The organism is Gemmatimonadaceae bacterium (assembly GCA_020851035.1).
Classification (GTDB): Bacteria; Gemmatimonadota; Gemmatimonadetes; order Gemmatimonadales; family Gemmatimonadaceae; genus JACMLX01.
This window is the reverse complement of record JADZDM010000033.1, coordinates 79,113-98,373: the sequence shown is the minus strand read 5'-3', so window position 1 is coordinate 98,373 and position 19,261 is coordinate 79,113. Positions and strand designations below refer to the sequence as shown.

Here is a 19,261-nt window from a genome sequence, read left to right as displayed (position 1 = left end):
GGCCAGGCCCTTCTTCGCCTGGATCGCCGTGATCGCCGCCGTCAGCGTCGTCTTGCCGTGGTCGACGTGCCCAATGGTGCCCACGTTGAGATGCGGCTTGTTCCGCTCGAACTTTGCCTTGCCCATGACAGCGCAATCCTGGAAAAGAGGTGGTGAGAGACCGGTGCAATCGTGCGGAGCGCGCCAGGGCGACGTGCTGCCGAGGCTAGCGCAAGCGGCGGGTCCACTCGTGCGCACAGGCACCAGTCGAATCCGCCGGGGTGGTACAGTCCTACAGAGCTCGCAATCGGGATCGAACCGATGACCTCATCCTTACCAAGGATGTGCTCTACCGACTGAGCTATGCGAGCGTGCCCGGAACCGACGTGGCGCGGGGCAAGTCTGTGAAGCTAAGGGGGATGGGGTCGTGCTTCAAGGGTGCCGGTTTTCCGGCCGCGCGGCGCGTCGGCCAAAGCGGGCTCGGCTTTCTCCTGGCTCCGGAGGAGCGGCCAGGGCACCCTCGGCCGGTGATTTCTCACCACCACGGTCCATCCCGCCTGCCCGGGCTCAGACAGACCCTCTGGGAGGTCAGATATTCCAGCCGAGTCCGCCACAACGCTCCCCCACCGCAGCCGGCCGCCCCCCCCACCCCGCCAACAACAACGCCCCGGGGTGCATGCCCCGGGGCGTTGCCACTGCCCTGCCCGTCAGCCGGGCAGGTCCCACCCCTCAGCTCACGGACAGACCGGCCGGCCCCGCGGCAGCGCCAGCGTGCACGCCTGCGTCGTCCCGTCCCGCGTGATGCTGATCTTCGCCGTCGCGGTGCCATCGTACGTGATCACCTCGCGCCGCGTCGAGCTCACCGGCGTGCCACTGTCGTACGTCACCGTCACCGACATCGACCGCACCACCGTGCCCGCCGTGGGATAGGGATAGCCGCTCGTGACCACCGGGATCACCACACCGGTGGTGGTGTCACCCATCACCCGCACCGACGTGAACACGCCCATCGTGCTGGTACCCTCGGTGGTCTCACGCCCGCTCGAGGCGCCGTTCACCGTGCGCTGCGTGCTCCCCGACGCCAGGCCGGTCACGACCCGCGCGCTGGAGCTGCTCACCACGGACCGGGCGGTGGTGATGTCCACCCGCGTGCTGTCCGAGGTGTTCAGCCCGCGCGGGCCGAAGCCGTGCCCGAACCCGCCGCGCCGACCCGGCGTGAACGTCGTCGTGCCGGTGACGCTGCGCGTGGTCTCGATGCGGTCGGTGGTGAGCGTGTCGCGCGCGGACTGCGCCACACCCGCTGCCGTCAGGAACCGGAACGTGCGGTTGATCGTCAGGCTGTCACGCACCACCGGCGTGCAGGTGACGATGCCGCTGGTGCTGTCGAAGGTGGTGCAGGTGGAGGTCGCGAAGCGCTCGCCGAACGGGCCGCGGCCCAGCCCCGCCCCCATCGCGATCCCGCCGATGAACTCGTCGCGGAAGCCGCCGCCCATCAACTCGCTGCGGCCGAGCGTGTCACCGGCCGCACCACGCGGACCGCCACGGTGCCGCGGCCCGAACACGCCGGTGTTGCCCTCCGCGCTGTAGGTGCTGGAAAGCGAATCGTACCCCGGCGCCGCCGTGCGGAACGCGGCCGAGACGAGCGAGGCTTCCGCCGGCGACGGCTGGGTGCTGCCATCGGTGCACCCGACGGCGACCAGCGCCAGGGCACCGAGTACGGTGCAGGACTTGAGTGAGGACATGCGCGCGATCTCCGGCATGGTGACGTGCGAACCGGCAGCAGGTGGCGAAGTCCGTCCCGTGTCGGCCCGTCGAAGCAGAAGACACCGCGCCGGCACGATACCCCCATGTCACAGCCACGACGGCGCAAGGCGTACTGCAGCACCGCGTCGATGTGACGGGTCGTGCACGTGCACTCCGTGACACCGTTCACGCCGCGCGCGATCACTCCGCGTCCGCATCGCCGCCCGGCAGCCACGCGGCCAGGGCCACCCGCAGCATGCGCAACGCCTTGCCCATCTGGTTCTCGACCGTCTTCGGCGCGATGCCCAGCGACTCGGCGATCTGCGCGTAGCTCATGTCGTGGCGACGCGAGAGCTCGAAAACGGCCCGGCAGCGGTCGGGGAGCGTGGCGACGGCCTGCGCGACGGCCACCTCGAGGTCCTTTGCATCCACCAGCGCCGGTGCGGTGGCGGCGTGTGACTCCTCACTGACGTCGCGCGCGGCGGCTCGGGCGGCCACGGCCTCGTGCCGCACGTGGTTGAGCGCGCGGTTGCGGGTGGCCCGCATGAGGTAGCGCCGCGGCTCCTGCTCGAAGGCGAGGGTCTCGCGACGGCGCCAGACTTCGAGCAGCACGTCCTGCACGACCTCCTCGGCGATGGTGGCGTCGTGCAGGAGGTAGGTGGCGACCCGCACCAGCGGGGCGTACCAGGTGCGGAAGATCGTGTCGAAGGCGGCTTCGTCCCCCGCCGCCAGCCGGGTGAAGAGGGCACGCTGCACATCCTCGGGCGGGAAACCCGACCCGGGGCTGGAGGGAGCGCTGGGCGACACGTCGATGAACGTCCTTGACCCGGGGAACCGTGGGAGCCCAGTTTGGGCCCCTCGGGGTGTGGCGTAGGGGTAGTGGACCCCAGCGGTGTCAACAAGGTATATGAGCGATGAAACGGCCGGCCTCGTGCCGGAAGAGGGGACTCCGGTCCACGATGCAGCGCTCGACTCCATGATGGCGCGGTGGGTCGCCGAGACCGCCGAGCCGATCGATGTCGAGGCGGCACTGGCGCGCGTCACGGCTCGCCGTCGCGCCGAGGCGATGCCACCCGTCGACGACCTCGCCGCACGGCGGGCGACGCGAGCGCGCGAGGCCGTGCGTCCGCTGCCGCTCTGGCAACGCACGCCGTTCCGCGTGGCGGCCGCCCTGCTGGTGGTGGCCGGTGCCGCCGCCCTCTGGCGTTCCACCGCAGCTCCGAAGGCCGAGGAGGCGTACGTGACCGCAACCGGCGCATCGAAGGCCATCACGCTCGCCGACGGCACGCGGGTGCGCCTTGGTCCCGCCAGCGAACTGCGCCTGGAGCCCGGCTTCGGCACGACACATCGCCGGCTCACGCTGCATGGTGAGGGCTGGTTCGAGGTCACGCATGACGAGGCCAAGCCGTTCGCCATCCACGTCGGCACGACGACGGTGGAGGACGTCGGCACGGCGTTCCTGGTGCGGGAGTCGGCGTCGAGCGGGGTGACGGTGCGCGTGACGGAAGGGGTGGTGCGGCTGACGAACAGCGCCCTCCGCGACTCGAGCGTGACGCTGCGCGCCGGCGACGGTGCGGTGGCCACGACCGCCGGCATCGCGGTGTCCGCGGGCACGGTGTCGGCGTCCGAGGGGTCGGCGCTGAAGGAGGGTCGCCTGACGTTCAGCGACGCCTCGCTGTCGGAGGTGCAGGAATCGCTGCACCGCTGGTACGGCGTGACGCTGGTGCTGGCCGACAGCGCGCTGGTCTCACGGCACGTGACGGCCGACTTCACCGGCGAGCCGCTGGACCGTGTGGCGACGGTGCTGGGCCTGACACTCGGTGCGCGCGCCATCTCGCACGGTGACACGATCGTGCTGCAGGGTGCGGCGGGAGCGCCCTCACGGCCATGACCTCGCCGTCCGGTCACGCCGTGCGCGCGCTGCTCTGCTGCGCGGCGAGCGTGGTCACGAGCGGCGCGCTCGTCGCGCAGGCCAGCCCCTGTCCGGTGCCGGCCCGCGACAGCGTGCGCACCTGGCCTGCGCCGCTGGATCGCGTGGTGACGTTGCAGGCCAGCGGTGCCTCACTGCGCACGGCGCTGGACCTGGTGGCGGCGCGGGCGGGAGTGCGCCTGTCGTACTCGAGTGAGTCGCTGCCGCTGGACCGGGAGGCCTGCGTGCCGCGCGGCCCGATGCCGCTGGGTGCGGCGCTGGCGGCGCTGCTGCACGACGTGGCGGTGACGCCGATCACCAGCGGCGGCACGCAGGTGGTGCTGGCGCCGAACCGCGCCGAGGCGGTGGCGGCGGTGGCGGCGCACACCGCGACGCTCGATCGCGTGGTGGTGACGGGGAGTGCCAACGGTGGTGCCCAGCGCAGCCTGCCCTACGCGGTGGACGTGGTGCAGGGCAGCGAGCTGCGCGGTGCCGCGGCGCCGTCGCTGGCCGTGGCGCTGAACGGCACCATTCCCGGGGTGTGGATCTGGGCCGATGCGCCCACCACGCTGCTGACGCGCTTCGGCAGCATGCGCGGCGCCAGCTCGTTCGGTGTGAGCTCGCCGAAGGTGTTCGTGGACGGCATCGAGCTGGCGAACCCGCTGCTGCTGACGCGGATCAGCGCCGACGCGATCGACCGCATCGAGGTGATCCGCGGGCCGCAGGGCGCGGCGCTGTACGGCGCGGACGCCATCAGCGGCGTGGTGAACGTGCTGCTGCGGCACGACGGCGCGCGCAACGGCCGGGCCGATGCCAGCCTGCGGTCGAGTGCCGGCACCGCCCGGTCCGACTACTCGGCCGCGCCCGCCTTCATGCAGGAACACACACTGTCACTGCGCGCGGGCAGCGCGGAACGCTCGGCCGGCGCTGTGCTGGCGCTCACCACCACCGGCGCGATCGTGCCGGATGGCGGCACGCGACAGTTCAGCATCGACGCCGGCGCGCGGCGGGTGTCGTCGCGCACCATCGTCTCGGGCACGGCGCGGCTCTGGATGGCACAGGCCGACTCACCGGCGAACCCGGTGCTCTCGGCGCTGGGCCGGACGATACCCGGCGCGAAGCCGCTGCTCGCGGGCGACGGGCAGCGGGTGACGCAGTACACGCTGGGCACCACCATCACGCACGCCCCCGACGCCACGTGGACGAACACGCTCACGGTGGGCGTGGACGGCTACCGCCTCGCGGGGCTGTCGGTGGACTACGTGCCGGTGCCCTCGGCACTCGACTCGGCGCTCAGCAGCACGCAGGGTGGCGCCGACAAGGGCACGCTGCGCGCGAGCAGCGTGCGGCGGCTGGCGCTGGGCGAGACGAGCACGGCGACGATGACCTTCGCCGCCGACGCCGCGCTGTTGCGTGATGCCACCACGTCGGTGTCGCCGCAGCGGGTGCAGCGGCCGATGCGGCTCAGCGACGATGCCCACTGGCTGAGCACCGCCGGAGTCGGCATGCAGGCGTCCATCGACCTGCACGAGACCGTCTTCCTGACGGCGGGGCTGCGCGGCGAGCGCAACGACGGGTTCACCAGCGCCAGCCGCTTCGCCCTGCTGCCGTCGGTGGGCGCGAGCGTGGTGCAGCGGTATGGCGACGTGACGGTGAAGGGCCGGCTGGCGTACGGCGCGGGCATGCGTCCGGCGCGCAACCCGATGCGCGAGACCGCATGGCGGGGCACCAACTACGGTGCGGTGGACAGCGGCCTGCTGCCGGAGAAGCAGGTGGGCGTGGAGGCGGGACTCGACCTCTACTTCCGGCGCAACACGTCGCTGCAGGTGACGCGGTTCGACCAGCGCGCCTCGTCGCTGATCCAGCAGGTGCCGTATGCGTACGACGAGACCGATGACGACAGTGCGGGCGGGTACGGCGGTGCCCCCGGGCAACCGCGGTTCGGCTACGCGCTGGAGAACCTGGGCGCGATCACCAACCGCGGCTGGGAGTTCGCGCTGCGGCAGAGCATGGGGGCGCTGAGCCTGTCGGCGGCGATGTCGCTGGTGCAGAGCCGGGTGGACCAGGTGGCACCGGGCTACGCGGGCGACCTGCGCCAGGGCGACCGGATGCTCGCGGTGCCGGCACGCACCACCGGCGTGACCCTGACGTGGACCCCGCGCCGCTGGCAGGTGCAGCTGGGCGCCACGCAGGTGGCGGACTGGATCAACTACGACCGCCTGGCCCTGGCGTCGACCTGGATCACCGGCGGCGCGCCCGCCCGCACCCTGAGCGGCGCGGCGCTCCGCAGCTACTGGATCGCGTATCCCGAGGTCACCCGGGTGCGGGCGGCCGTGTCGCACGACCTGACGCGGACCCTGACCATGCGCCTGATCGGCGACAACCTGCTGGATCGCCAGCGGGGCGAGCCGGACAACGTGACGATCGTGCCGGGCCGCAGCCTCTCGTTCGGCATCGCCGCCAGGTTCTAGCTGTCGGCGGCACCGCCGCCGCGACAGGAACGGATGGCGGCGGCGTGCGGGGCGCACGTGGAAGGAACGCAGGAAACGCTGAGAGCGGCCGATACTCAGGGGGCAGCCCGGCCCACCCGGGAAGCCCGCGGGCGCACCGGCGCCGGCGGATCCCGCCAGCCCGCCCATGCACCAGTCCCTGCTCTTCGCCAAGTCGCTCGCGCTGTTGCTGGAGGAGGTGCAGACCTCGGCGGACCTGACCATGGTGCGCAGCGGCTTGCTGCGCGTGCGCCGCTTCTCGCGGTCGCACTCGCTGACGGTGCAGTTGCAGGAGGGGCGGATGGTGGTGGACGGGCACAAGCTCCAGCGCCCGGTGCCACAGCTCCAGCGGCTGATGCTGGCGATGACGATGCACGGGGTGGCGCGGATCAGCATCACGGCCGGCGCGGTGCCGCGCGAGCTGCTCAAGCTGGCGATGCTGCTGGCACGCAAGCCGGTGAAGGGCGGCGATACGCCGACGATCTTCGAGGAGCTGCGCGTCGCTGCCCTGTGGGACGTGCAGGTGTATCCCGCGGCGCGGCAGTCGGACACCGACCAGGCGGCCGCCTACGCCGACGACATCGGACTCGACGCACCGCTGGCCATCGCCGAGCGGGTGCGGGAGTACCGCGTGCAGGTGCAGGACGCGCTGGACGCCAGGGACTCGCCGGCGCTGGCCACCGCCCTCTCGGCCATCGCGATCATCGAGGCGTCGGTGACGGTGCGCGAGCTGCGCGATCCGTGGACCGTGGCCTTCGACGACCTGGCGACGAGTGACGTGTTGCGTGCGCTCGTCGCGGCGCTGCCCACCAGCGGCCAGACCTTCGAGCTGGCGCTGGCCGTGCTCCGCCGCGCGGGCGAGCCGGGTGCGGCGATCCTGATCGAGCACCTGCTGACGGCCGAGTCGATGGACGTGCGGCGGGCCTGCTTCGACGCCACGATCGAGGTGCGCCGCGGCACCGACCACCTGCTGAAGATGCTGGACCACGAGCAGTGGTTCGTGGTGCGGAACGCGGCGCTGCTGCTGGGGGCGATGACATCGCGCTCGTCGGAGCCGGAGCTGACGGCGACCCTCACACACGCCGACGAGCGGGTGCGGGCGGCAGTGGTGACGGCGCTGCTGCAGCTCGACACGGCCACGTCGCGGGCGACGGTGCGCGGTGCGCTGCGCGATGCGTCACCCGAGGTGCGACGGCGCGCGGTGCGCGGCTTCCTGGCGGAGGCTGGCAACTGGACGAACGTCGAGAAGCTGCTGCAGGCGCTGGAGCGCGAGACGGAGCTGGACGTGCAGCTCGAGTTCCTGTACGCGCTGGGCACGCTGGCAACGCCGGACGCGGTGCAGAAGCTGATCCGCCTCTGCAGCGCCGACGGCCGCTATCGTCCGCCCGACTTCCGGATCGCAGCCGCGGAGGCGCTGGCGACGGCACGGCTGGGAGCCTCGGTGCCGCTGCTGCGTGCGATGCTCAAGGATCCCGACATGCATGCGCGCGCGGCGGCGCGGCACCTGATCCGCGCGGTGAGCTGAGGCGGCGGCCGGCGCGCACGACGTCAGTGGTCGGACGTCACCCAGGCGCCGATGATGCCGCGCGCGGCGGCGTAGTGCGCACGGAGGCGCGGGTGGTCGGCATCGGCATACCCGATCTCCAGTGCCTGCTCGGCGACGGTGAGTGCCTGCAGCAGATCGCGGGCGGCAGCGGCCTTCGTGGCGGGATCGGTGCTGCCCACGCGGTCGATCCAGACGGGGGAGGTGTGCGCGTAGGCATACGAGTCCATCGCCGGCCAGGCCTGCGTGGGCGGTCCGGACACACGCGCGGCGATCCAGCCACCGGCTGGCAGCGGCGTGGTGCCGGTGTAGCGCCTCGTGCCGGGGGTGGTGAAGCCGGTGCGGCGCTCGACGACGGTGCCGTTCACGACGATCTCCACCGTGTCCACGGGCACGGCAGAGTGCACGTCGAGTTGCCACGCCTGCGCACCCGCGCCGCGCGAGACGACCTGGCCCGGTCCCGCGCGCCCGACGTGGAAGTCCAGCAACGGCCCGGTGGTCACGAAGCTCCGTCCCGCCTTCAGGCCGGCGAAGTAGCTGGCGAGTGAGGCGGGACGCTCGGGGTGCACGTACACCCGCGTGGTGCCGATGGCCATGGTCCGGTACAGGTTGTTCATCGCATCGGTGCCCGCGGACAGGGCCATCGGGATGCCGACGTTCAGCACGCGGTACCAGAGCTCGGCCGTACCGCGCTCGTCGCTCCAGAGGCAGGCGAGCTCGATCGCGTCCACCTTGCCGTGCACGGCGTCGGCGATGAAGCCGAGCGGAATGCCGCGCATGGAGGCGGGCGTCGCGAACGGCCCCGGCGCGCTGACCGGGTGCACGTACGTGGTGAGACCACCATGCTGGCGCGCGAAGTCGAGGGCGGCGCCGTTGGGTCGGTCGTCGCGCTGGTTCACGTCGTATCCGAGGCCCCAGATCCAGGGCCAGAACAGGCGGCTGCCGTTGAGCAGCCCGATGTGGCCGAAGAAGTGTGCGCGCACCTCCTGCGCCCACACGATCCACGGCGTGCCTCGGGTGTGGCGGTAGTCGAAGAGGGGCTGGTCCTCGAACCGCTGCGCGAGGTTCGCGAGCATGGGTGTGAGCACGTCGAGGCGCTCGGCACGCCCCATCTGGACCAGCAGGTCGGGGGCGAGGTGGTACGGCCCGCCGTAGTTGAGGTGGAAGTGATGCTCGCCGCTGAGCCAGCCGTTCGCGCGCGCATCCCAGACCGGCGTCATGGACACCGTGATCGTCCGCACCTCGCCGGGGTCGAGTGTCACCAGCGCGGAGGCGGGCGGCGTGGCCAGCCCCTGCACCGCCGTCACGACCACGTCACCGGCCGGCAGCGTCAGTTCCGTGGCGCCGTCACTGTAGAAGAACGGGATGCCGTTCTGTCCGTCGAAGCGGACGTGGCCGCTGTCGGCGAGGATCGGATGGCCGTCGCGCATTGCCACGGCGAGCCGCGCCGGCACCGGCGGACCGCTGCCGATGCGGGTGACGATGCGGAGCCGCGCCGTCCGCGTGCCCCAGTCCCACGATGTCACCGGCACGATGGACGCGGCGCCGCCGGCCGCAGGCTGGCGCATGAGTGCCAGCCGCTGCGCTGCATCGGCGCGCGCGAACCAGATCGTCGCCCCATCGGCGCTGTACGCAGGTGCCAGCGGCACCGTGCGCTCGTCGCGGAACAGCGCCACCGTCGCCCCCTGCTGCAGCGCGCTGGTGAGGCGAAGCTCGTACCCTTCCTGCGTGGGCCAGCTCAGTGCCAGCGTGCGGCCATCGGGGCTCAGCGCGCCTCGCGTCATGGAGAGGATGTTGCCCGCTGCGAGGACGCGATCCTCGCCGGTGGCCAGTGTGCGCCGGCGGACCAGGTCCGCACCGGCCCGCGTCTTGGCGAGATACACGATCGCGAGGCCGTCGGGTGTCGGCAGTGGCTGCAGCTCGAGGCTGCCCTGCGCGTCGGTGATGCGCGTCCGCTCGCGCGTGGCCAGGTCCAGCCGCCAGACGTCGATGTCGCCGGCGATCCCGGAGCTGTAGAACAGCGACTTCCCGTCCGGCGCCCAGGCGGGGTCGAGCACGATCGCGCTGTCGGTGACGAGGGCCGATTCGACACCGCTGGCCACCTCCAGCGCGCGAATCGAGAGCAGACGCCCGTCATCGCGCACGAAGGCGATGGAGCGGCCATCCGGGCTCCAGCGCGGCCGCGAATCCATGCCACCGCTGCGGGTGATGCGGCGCGCCACGCCGGTGGCCGGGTCGAGGAGCCAGAGCCAGCCGCGCGAGGCGAACGCCACCCGGCGTCCGTCGGGCGACGGGGCCGGATCCATCGGGCCGTTGGTGAGCAGCGGAAGCTCGTAGCCTTCGAGATAGACGTGGTGGCTGAAGCCGGCGACCTTGGGATACCGGTTGCTCCACTGCCCGTGTGCCACGGCGGGCAGCAGCGCTGCCACCAGCGCAGCGCAGTGCACCAGTCGCCGCGTGCTCATGGCACACGCACCACGAGGGCACCACCGGCGTGCCGGCCCGGTGCGATGCCGCGTGCGTGCACCACACGGCGGGTGCCGCGCGACGGCCAGGTGACCTCGACGTCCACGCGCTGCAGGCGCGCGAGACCGATGTGCACCGACATGTCACTTTGCGCGTTGTAACCCGAACCGGTGTCCACCAGGCCGGCGCCGAGCAGCCGGCGCGTGCCGGCCGCATACACGCGCACCTCGGCACCGGCGCGGGTTGCCCGTCCGGCGCCATCCAGCACGCGTACCTGCAGTGAGCGGCGGGCCGCGGCGGCGTCCAGGTCGTTGCGCAGCACCAGGTGCATGCCGGCGGCCTGGGCACCGGTGAGCGCGAGATCGAGGTCGCCATCGCGGTCGATGTCGAACCAGAGGGCACCGTGATCGGCCTGCAGTGCACTGATGTTCTCCGGGGTCTCGTCGGCGTAGGCCGTCCCCGTGTGGTGATGGAGCACGTCGGGATAACTCGTGCCGCCGGTGACGGTGCCGTTCACGTAGAGGTCCAGCCGGCCATCGTGGTCGTAGTCGGCGAAGGCGCAGGTGTCGTAGCGGCCATCCCGACCCACTCCCCACGCGGCGGAGACGTCGGTGAACACCGGTCCACGCCGGAGCAGCAGGCCGTTCGGGCCGTAGTTGGCGAACGCCAGGTCGAAGTGACCGTCGCCATCCACATCGGCGGCGCATGGCCGCACACTGCCGTTGGTGGCCAGTTTCGGCGCACGGCCGCCCCACGCCACGCCCATCGCCTCACCCACGTCGGTGAACCGCGCGCCGTCGTTCCGGAAGAGCGCGTTCGCGTCGCCGTCCTGGTTCGCGACGAGGAAATCCAGGTCGCCGTCCTCGTCGGCATCCAGCCAGAGCGCGCCGACGCTCTTGCGCGGATCGGCGAGTCCGACGCTGTCGGCCATCTCATGGAAGGTGCCGCGCTCGTTGCGGAAGAGGGCGTTGGCGCGATCGCGGAAGGCGATCGAGAGATCGAGGTCGCCGTCGCCATCGAAGTCGATGAACGACGGCTGGCGCACACCGCCGGTGGCCAGTCCGACGCCGGCCGCTGCGGTCACGTCGGCGAAGGTGCCGGCATCGTTGCGATAGAGCGCCACCACCGATGCAGGCCCCGGCGCGTAGCCGACCAGCAGGTCGGGGTCACCGTCGCCGTCGTAGTCGGCCCAGGCCGCGGCGCGGGTGCCGCGGGCGATCGCCAGTCCGGCGCGGGCGCCGACCTCCACCAGCGTGCCGGCATCGTTCCGGTAGAGGCGGTTGGGGGCGCCGCCGAAGCCCACGTACAGGTCCAGGTCACCATCGCCATCGTAGTCGGCGGCGGCATTCGTGAAGCTGGTGCCGGTGCCGAGCAGCTCCGGCTGGAGCGGCGTGAACCGGGGCGGCGCCATGCCCGTGCGGGACGGCAGGAGGAGCAGCAGCGGGGCGAGCAGCGCGAACCGGGCCGACATCGTGGTGCCTCGGGGGCATGTCTGGAGCGTGAACCTGCGGAGGCGACCTTCGGCGGCGCGGGCGCCGTGGCGGCACCCACGGGCGGGGCGCGGCTACTGGCGCAGCGGGCTGGCGCCTGACGCGGCCGCGACCTGCTCCACCGCTTCCATCACGCGCAGCAGGTTGCCGCCCCAGATCTTCGCGACCTGTTCCTCGGTGTAGCCGCGGCGGACCAGCTCGAGCGTCACGTTGAAGGTCTCGGCCGCGTTGCGCCAGCCATTCACGCCGCCGCCGCCATCGAAGTCGCTGGAGATGCCGACGTGGTCGATGCCGATCATCTTCACGACGTAGTCGATGTGATCGACGAAGTCGCTGACGGTGGCCGGCGTGTCGCCGAGCGTGCGCCGGGAGATGATCTCCTCCTGCTTCGCGAGGTAGGTGTTGCGGCGCTCCAAAGGCAGCGCCTCGACGGCGCGACGGACGTCGGCCTGGGCGGTGGCGGTGATCCCGAACTCCGCGCGCAGCGCCGCGATCGCGGCGGCGCGGATCTGGTTGCGCTCCGCGTCCTGCTTCGGGTCACACTTCACGTAGCTGTTGAATGCGACGAGCTGGATCACGCCGTTGTTGCGGCCCATGGCGCGGATCTGCTCGTCGTCGAGGTTGCGACTGTGGTTGCAGAGGGCGCGCACGCCGGAGTGCGAGGCGATGATCGGGGCGCGCGTCATCTCGATGGTCTGCATCATCGAGGCCTTCGACGGGTGCGAGATGTCGATCATGATGCCGAGCCGGTTCAGCTCCCCCACGACCTGGCGGCCGAGCGGCGAGAGGCCGTTCCAGCGCCAGACGCCGTCGCGCTCGCCGGTGTTGGAGTCGGAGAGCTGGCTGTGGCCGTTGTGGGCGAGGGAGAGGTAGCGTCCGCCGAGGTCGTAGAAGCGGCGCACGTTGGTGATGTCGGCGCCGATCGGGAAGCCGTTCTCGATGCCGATGAACACCACCTTGCGCCCGCTGGCGTAGATGGCGCGGGCCTGGGCGGCGGTGGTGGCCAGGCCGACGCGCTGCGGCGCGATCTGCTCGGCGAGCCGGCGGATGGCGGCGAACTTCTCCAGCGCCTGGGCGTTGGCGCGGGCGAAGGCGGCGCTGTCCAGCTCCGGCGTCTGGCCGACGTAGACGATGAGGAAGGCGCCGTCGAGCCCGCCTTCCTCCATCTTCACCAGGTCCACCTGGGTGCGGGGCAGCCGGGTGGCGTAGTTGAGGGTGTCGGCGCGAAAGTTGGCCGGGGCGATGTCGACGTGCGTGTCGATGGTCAGGACGCGCTCGTGGATGCCCCGCGCGCGGGCGATCATGGCGGCGTCGGGGGTCGGCAGGGCGGCGCGGCCGTGGGCACAGCCGGTGAGGACGGCGGCGAGGGCGACCGAGGTGCGGCGGAGCATGGGGGCGGGGCGAGGGGGCGGACGGCGGCGATGAGCTGAATCTGCCATGATATTCGCGTGTGGGGGTGTGGGCGTTGGACGACCGATGGTGACGGGGGCCGGGCTCCCGTGATCCCGACCCGTACGGAGCAAGCCGGCATGAGCGTCAGTCCCGAGGCGTGGGTGCGGATCACGGAGGTGTTCGACGTCGCCCGGTCCGCGCCCGAGGCGGGCCGGGCCGCGCTGGTCGCCGAGCTGTGTGCGGGCGACACCCTGGTGCAACGCGAGGTGGAGAGCCTGCTGGCCACGGGCGACGACGACGACGACTTCCTCGTGTCGTCCGGGGAGCGGGGGCCAGGCGCCGGGCTGCCGCTCCGTCCGCGGCTGCTGGACCAGGTGGTGGGGGCGTACCGCGTGGAGCGGGAGATCGGCCGCGGCGGGATGGGCGTGGTGTATGCCGGCCGGCACGTGGACACGTCGCTCGACAAGCGCGTCGCGATCAAGACCCTCGCGATCGGGCTGGACCAGCCGGAGATGGCGTGGCGCTTCCGGCGCGAGCGCCGGATCCTGGCCCGCCTGGAGCACCCGAACATCGCCGCGCTCTACGACGGCGGGAGCACCGCGGACGGCATCCCGTACCTGGTGATGGAATACGTGGACGGTGCGCGCATCGACACCTGGTGCGACGACCAGCAGCGCAGCATCCCGCAGCGCATCGACCTGTTCCGGCAGGTGCTGGCGGCGGTGGAGTTCGCGCACGCGAAGCTGATCGTGCACCGCGACCTGAAGCCGAACAACATCCTCGTCACGAGCGACGGCGTGGTGAAGCTGCTGGACTTCGGCATCGCGAAGCTGGCCGCCGGCGACGACGAGCGCACCGGCGACCAGACGGAGTTCACCCGCGCCGGTTCCACCCCGCTGACGACGGCGTATGCCAGCCCGGAGCAGCTGCGCGGCGACGACGTGACGACGGTGTCGGACGTGTACTCGCTGGGTGTGATCCTCTACCGGCTGCTGACGGGTGCCTCCCCGTACGGGGCCGAGCGCGACACCGGTGCGGGCACGCCGCTCCGGGCGCCGAGTGACGTCGTGACGGACGCGCACGCGCGGCAGTGCCAGTTGCCCACCGGCACCGCGTTGCGGAACGTGCTGCGGGGCGAGCTGGATGCCATCCTGCTGAAGGCGCTGCGCGAGGAGCCGGCACGCCGGTACCCGAGTGCGGAGGCCTTCAGCGCCGACCTGCGTCGCTACCTGCGCGGCATGCCGGTGCAGGCGCGTCCCGACACGCTGGGATACCGGGTGGCGAAGTTCGCCGGCCGCCAGCGCGCGCTGGTGGCGGGGGTGAGCCTGGCTGCGGTGGCGATGGTGGCCGGCACGGCGCTCGCCATGCGCTCGGCGCGGCTGGCGACGGCGGCGGCCGCGCGCGCGACGAGCGAGGCAGCCCGCGCCAACAGCATGGTGACGTTCCTGCAGACCGTGGTGGGCGCGGCAGACGGCAGCCTGTTCGGGGGGATGATCCTGAGCAAGGACATCACGCTGCCCGAGTTGCTGGACTCGACGGGGGTGCAGGTGCCGGCGGCCTTCCCGACGGATCCGCGCTCGCGGGCGGATCTCTACACCGCCCTCGCGCGCAGCCAGCGCCGGTTCAACCGCTACGAGTCGGCGATCGGGCTGCTCGATTCCGCGCAGGTGCTGCACCGGCAGAGCGTGGGCGACACCTCGCTCGAGATGGCGAATGACATGACGATCGCGGCCCTCGTGCAGAACCAGCTCGGGCGCGGTGCCGAGGCGCAGCGGCTGATCACGGGGGCGCTGGCGCGCTACGGGCGGCTGCCGGATGCGCCGCCCGAAGCCAGCACGATCGCGAAGTTCGCGATGGGGCAGCTCATGATCCATCATCTCTCGAAGCTCGAGGACGGCGTGGCGCTGCTGACCGAGGCGGCGGCGCAGGAGGGGCGGGCGCGGCAGCCGCGCCGTCCGATCATCGCGACGATCGAGGCGACGCGCGCGGTCGGGCTGGCCTACCTGCGGCGGCCGCAATCGAGCGACAGCGCGTTCACGCGCGCCGCGGCCCTCTTCTCGGAGGATTCGCTTCGCAGCCGGGAGGAGCTCGCCGTGCTCCTCGTGAACTGGGCGACCATGCTCGCCATGCGCGCGGAATACGCGCGGGCCGCGCCGGTGCTCGAGCGAGGCCTGCGCATGATGTCCGCCGCCAACGGGCCGCGACACCTGACGACGGCCATCGTGATCTCCCGACTCGGGAACCTGCTCAATGCGACCGGGGACTATCCCAGGGCGCGACGACTCGCGGATTCCTCGCTGGCCACGCTCGAGGTGCTCGTGCCGCGCAACCTGTCCGAGCTCACGTTCGCCCTCGGTGTCCGGGCGCGCGCCGAGATCGGCAGCGGTGACCTCGCGAGCGGAGCGCGGACGCTGGCCCGGGCGCGAACGCTGCTGCCGAGCCTCCAACTCGATCGCGCCGAGCAGGACGTTTCGCTGTTGCTGAATGAATCACGCTTGTTCGAGGCGCGCGGTGACCTGGTGCAGGCGCGCGCGACCGCCGAGCGCGCCCTGCGCACCGCCGGCCCGGACAAGGTGATCGCGCAGAAGGCCCGTGAGCGGCTGGCCGCCATCGACTCGGTCCGCAGCCAGCGGTCGCAGTAGCACCAATTCCCCCTCCCGCCCACTCACCGTTCCGACATGCCCCGCACCCTCGAAGTGCCGCTCGATTCCGTGGAGTCCGCGCGACTCGCCGCCCCATTCGCCGATCGCCTGGAGCTCTGCGACGACCTGTCCAGCGAAGGCTGGACGCCGACGATGGCGCTGGTGCGCGGAGCCCGCGCCTGCGTGGATCCCACGCGGACGAAGATCGTGAGCATGATCCGGCCGCGCAGCATGACGAACAGTGACGCGCTCGACGTGGCGGCATTCGCGACCACGCCGCGGATCCTCGAGGACTCGCTGCGCGAGATCGAGGCGAGTGCGCGGGCGGGGGCACATTCGGTGGCGATCGGTTTGCTGACGCCCGACGGGCACGTGGACATGGAGGCCTGTGCGCGGATGCGGGAGGTGGCGCACGGGTTCGGCCTGATCGTGGCCTTCCTGCGCTGCTTCGACCTGCTGGCCGACCGCCGCCGTGGCATGGACGACATCACGGCGCTCGGGATGGTGCGGGTGGTGACCGCCGGCGTGCTGGGCTGGGATGCCTCGGTGCTGACGCTGCAGGAGCGGCTGGCGGTGCTGGCCGGCGACGTGGAGAATGCCCGGGTGTCCGCCCGGCGGCACGGGGTGTCGCCGGTGGAGGTGGTGCCCGGCGGGGGGGTGCGGGCCGCGAACGCGGCGGAGTTCCTGACGGTGTCGCCGCACCTCCATGCCTCCTGCCGCCGGGACGGGCAGCTCTCGGCCGGTGAGCTGCAGTCGCTGCACGGGGTGCTGCGGGCGGGGTGAGGGGGGCGCGGCGTCCGTCGTTGTGCGGCGGTGACGCGTGGTGGTTTGAAGTGTGCGGCGCGCCTGTGTAGCGTTCGGGCATTCCGTGCGCGCGGCGGGTGCCCGTGCGCCGCTTTCCTCAGGGGGATCCCGATGGTCAGGAAGCTGCTGGTGTCGCTGGCGTTCAGCGTCGTTGCCCTCTCGAGCGCGTTCGCGCAGGGCATCACCGGGGAGTGGGATGCGTCGATGAACACGCCGGGGGGCGCGCGGCAGTTCCGGATCCAGTTCCTGCAGGACGGCGAGAAGCTGACCGGCACGGTGAAGCGGGAGTCGGGCGATGCGCCGCTGGTGGGGACGGTGACGGGGACGGCGGTGAAGTTCGCGTACACGATCAACTACGGTGGCAACCCGATCGTGATGACGGTGACGACGACGCTGGCGGGCAACGAGATGTCGGGGCAGGTGGACATCGCCAGCCAGGTGCAGGAGTCGTTCTCGGCGAAGAAGGTGGTGGTGCCGGCGAAGCCGTAGGGGGCTCGCAGCGCCGAGAGCACGAGAGGGCGCGTGTGAAACGACGAACGCTCCGGCCGGGTGGCTGGAGCGTTCGTCGTTCGGGGCCCAGAGCGGGAGACGGGACTCGAACCCGCGACATCAAGCTTGGAAGGCTAAGTTACACACCACTCTCCGGCTCCCTGCACTTCCCCACACTACGGCGAGGCAACGAGTTACGCGACAGCGTGAATCCCGTTGCCTCCCTTGCGTTCCCGCGTATTCCTCCTGTATCGTCGGGGCGTGGCTGACTGTAGTGGCTGACTCACCACCAGGTGGTGAGCGGCGGCTTCGAGAGCGGTCACGGTTGCCAAGTCAGCCACCAAGTCAACCACTCCGCCGGCCGCACCCGCGTTCAATGCCTCGTCGCCCCAGCAACGTCGTCAACCCCACCGCGCCGCACTTCCTGACGGCGCCAACGGTGGACCTGCTCCCGGTCACCGGCGTGCAGTACCGCGTGCGCGACGCCGGCGCCGGCGCGCTCACGGGCTTCGCCGTGCAGGTGTCTCCCGGTGGCGTGAAGACCTACACCCTCGACTATCGCGTGCGCGGCGATCGGCGCACGCTCCGCATGACGTTCGGCCGCTTCCCGCTCGTCCCGCCGAACGTCGCGCGGCGCGAGGCCCTCGCGGCAAAGAGCCTTGCGCTCACGGGTCGCGATCCGGCGGCCGAGCGCGTGAAGGAGAACACTCAGCTTCGGGAACTGCGCGACTCCGCGAAGCGCATCTCGAGGGAGCAGCGTGACGCCGTGCGCGCCGCGAGCCTGCACACCCTGGAGCGTCTCGCGCGGGACTATGTGCGGGACCGGCGCCACCAGCTCAAGGCGGGCACGGTGGCGCTGTACGAGTCCGCAATCGCCACCGCCCTGACCGGCGACCTCGGCGCGACCCCGCTGCAGCAGCTGACCCAGTCCGACGTCCGCGAGCTGCTGCGCACCGTCGCCGAGAAGCAGCTGCCGGCGGGCGTGACGCGGGAGCCACGGCCGAGCCGCACCATCGAGGGGAAGGTGCTCCGGCCGCGGGCGACCGGTGGTGAAGGTGCCGCCAGGACGCTCCGGCGCCTCCTCAAGTCCGTCTGGAGCTACGCCGCGGATGAGCGCGAGCTCGTCACGGGTCGGTGCCCGGTACCGTCGGCGAAGTCCGCTGGCCTCGTCGAGCGTGAGAAGGAGCGCTTCCTCTCGCCCGAAGAGTGCGCGCGACTGCTGCGCACCATCGAGCTCGCCGCGACCGTCGGCATCCCGCCGGCGCCGGAGTTCCGACGGACGCCAGCGACCGGCGCGACGGCGAAGCACCGCCCCTCGGTAGGCGTCGAGACCCCATTCTCAGCGAGCCCCGTCGCGATCGCGGCCCTGCGCTTCGCGCTGCTGACTGGTTGGCGCCGCACCGAGATTCTCTCGCTCGAGTGGAGCATGATCCGGCGCGATCTCGGCGTGATCATCCTGCCCGACACCAAGACCGACGAGTCCGTGCGCGCGATCTCCCCGGAAGCGCTCGCGATCCTCGAAGCGGTTCCGCGCCTGGTCGCGTCGCGCTGGTGCTTCCCCTCGCCCAAGAGCCCGAGAACGCACCTCCGCACAATCACGCGCCTCTGGGCGGCCGTGCGGCATGCCGCGGATCTTCGCGGCGCCAGGCTGCACGATCTTCGACACACCGCCGCCTCGCTTGCGATCAATGCGGGCGCTAGCCTCGTCGAAGTGCAGGCGATGCTGGGCCACAAGAGTGCACGTGCCACACAGCGTTACGCGAAGCTCATCCCCTCGACCGGCCTCCGTGCCGCGGAGAAGCTCTCCGCCGCCCTGGACGCTGCAGCGAAGGCGCCAGTACCCACCGTCACACCGATCACCAGCGCACGCCGCCGGCGCGTGTGACCATCCCGCCCTCCCAACGCCCCGAGACCATGACGACCAAGAAGCGCGGCGCACCGAAGCAGCTCGCCACCGCCACCAGCGCCGGTCGATCACCTTCAGCGCTTCGTGTGGTTCGATCGTGCGATTTCACTGAGGCGCCGGTCGCGATCGACTGGCGCGAGTTGATATCGCTCGAAGTCCGAGAAGCGGTGGTCTGGCCACACCCTGCGCAGCCTGGCGACTACATCATGCTGCACACCGCGTTGGGAAAGGTTTCGCGCTGGGTGCGCACGCGCGGCGCCTTCACCGGTGATTTTCGCGAGTACACTCACTCCCGCGAGTCGTGGGAGGCACTGCTGCGCCTCTGTCACTCCGGGAGCCTGTGGCCGCAGACGGACACGGACCGAGACAGCGTTCTGCATTGGATGCGTGAGCTCGGGCTGTAGGCGCA

Annotated in this window: 14 protein-coding genes and 1 tRNA gene; 8 read left to right on the top strand and 7 right to left on the bottom strand. The window is 71.6% G+C overall.

Translation table 11 applies throughout. The features are described 5' to 3' along the window. From tuf to IT355_20725, 4 genes are all read right to left on the bottom strand, one after another. Positions 1–126, bottom strand: a 126-nt coding sequence (gene tuf / locus IT355_20740; GenBank protein MCC7055710.1) for an elongation factor Tu, incomplete at its 3' end; no start/stop codon positions are given. A 151-nt stretch (positions 127–277) separates the two neighbouring features. After that, positions 278–350, bottom strand: a tRNA-Thr gene (locus IT355_20735). Between the two features lie 363 nt (positions 351–713). After that, entirely contained in the window at positions 714–1,721 is a 1,008-nt protein-coding gene (locus IT355_20730; GenBank protein MCC7055709.1) for a hypothetical protein, read from the bottom strand. A 202-nt stretch (positions 1,722–1,923) separates the two neighbouring features. Beyond that, a complete protein-coding gene (locus tag IT355_20725; protein ID MCC7055708.1) occupies positions 1,924–2,529 on the bottom strand; it encodes an RNA polymerase sigma-70 factor in 606 nt (201 codons plus the stop codon). 100 nt (positions 2,530–2,629) lie between these two features. Here IT355_20725 and IT355_20720 point away from each other — a divergent pair, with 100 nt between their 5' ends. The 3 genes from IT355_20720 to IT355_20710 all read left to right on the top strand — a co-directional run bounded on the left by IT355_20720 (position 2,630) and on the right by IT355_20710 (position 7,645). Beyond that, a complete protein-coding gene (locus IT355_20720) occupies positions 2,630–3,613 on the top strand; it encodes a FecR domain-containing protein (protein ID MCC7055707.1) in 984 nt (327 codons plus the stop codon). After that, entirely contained in the window at positions 3,610–6,102 is a 2,493-nt protein-coding gene (locus IT355_20715; GenBank protein MCC7055706.1) for a TonB-dependent receptor, read from the top strand. The genes IT355_20720 and IT355_20715 overlap by 4 nt, the downstream gene beginning before the upstream one ends. A 166-nt stretch (positions 6,103–6,268) precedes the next feature. Next, complete coding sequence (locus tag IT355_20710) at positions 6,269–7,645, top strand: HEAT repeat domain-containing protein (protein MCC7055705.1); 1,377 nt, start codon at positions 6,269–6,271, stop codon at positions 7,643–7,645. A gap of 23 nt (positions 7,646–7,668) precedes the next feature. Here the strand turns inward: IT355_20710 and IT355_20705 are convergent, their stop codons facing one another. From IT355_20705 to IT355_20695, 3 genes are all read right to left on the bottom strand, one after another. After that, entirely contained in the window at positions 7,669–10,128 is a 2,460-nt protein-coding gene (locus tag IT355_20705; GenBank protein ID MCC7055704.1) for a CehA/McbA family metallohydrolase, read from the bottom strand. Continuing rightward, entirely contained in the window at positions 10,125–11,600 is a 1,476-nt protein-coding gene (locus IT355_20700; protein ID MCC7055703.1) for a CRTAC1 family protein, read from the bottom strand. The genes IT355_20705 and IT355_20700 overlap by 4 nt, the downstream gene beginning before the upstream one ends. A gap of 93 nt (positions 11,601–11,693) precedes the next feature. Beyond that, positions 11,694–13,010, bottom strand: a complete 1,317-nt coding sequence (locus IT355_20695) for a dipeptidase (GenBank protein MCC7055702.1) — start codon at positions 13,008–13,010, stop codon at positions 11,694–11,696. A gap of 138 nt (positions 13,011–13,148) precedes the next feature. Between IT355_20695 and IT355_20690 the strand changes: the two genes are divergently transcribed. The 5 genes from IT355_20690 to IT355_20670 all read left to right on the top strand — a co-directional run bounded on the left by IT355_20690 (position 13,149) and on the right by IT355_20670 (position 19,256). Continuing rightward, positions 13,149–15,653 carry a serine/threonine protein kinase gene (locus IT355_20690; GenBank protein MCC7055701.1) on the top strand — a complete coding sequence of 835 codons (2,505 nt, stop codon included), beginning with the start codon at positions 13,149–13,151 and terminating at the stop codon, positions 15,651–15,653. Positions 15,654–15,689: 36 nt separating this feature from the next. After that, entirely contained in the window at positions 15,690–16,436 is a 747-nt protein-coding gene (locus IT355_20685) for a hypothetical protein (GenBank protein ID MCC7055700.1), read from the top strand. 132 nt (positions 16,437–16,568) lie between these two features. After that, the gene (locus IT355_20680; GenBank protein ID MCC7055699.1) at positions 16,569–16,946 is read left to right on the top strand and encodes a hypothetical protein; all 378 of its coding nucleotides are present in this window, start codon (positions 16,569–16,571) and stop codon (positions 16,944–16,946) included. A 376-nt stretch (positions 16,947–17,322) separates the two neighbouring features. Continuing rightward, entirely contained in the window at positions 17,323–18,831 is a 1,509-nt protein-coding gene (locus IT355_20675; GenBank protein MCC7055698.1) for a site-specific integrase, read from the top strand. Positions 18,832–18,860: 29 nt separating this feature from the next. After that, on the top strand, positions 18,861–19,256 hold the full coding sequence (locus IT355_20670) for a hypothetical protein (protein ID MCC7055697.1): 396 nt from the start codon (positions 18,861–18,863) through the stop codon (positions 19,254–19,256). Positions 19,257–19,261: the final 5 nt, after the last annotated feature.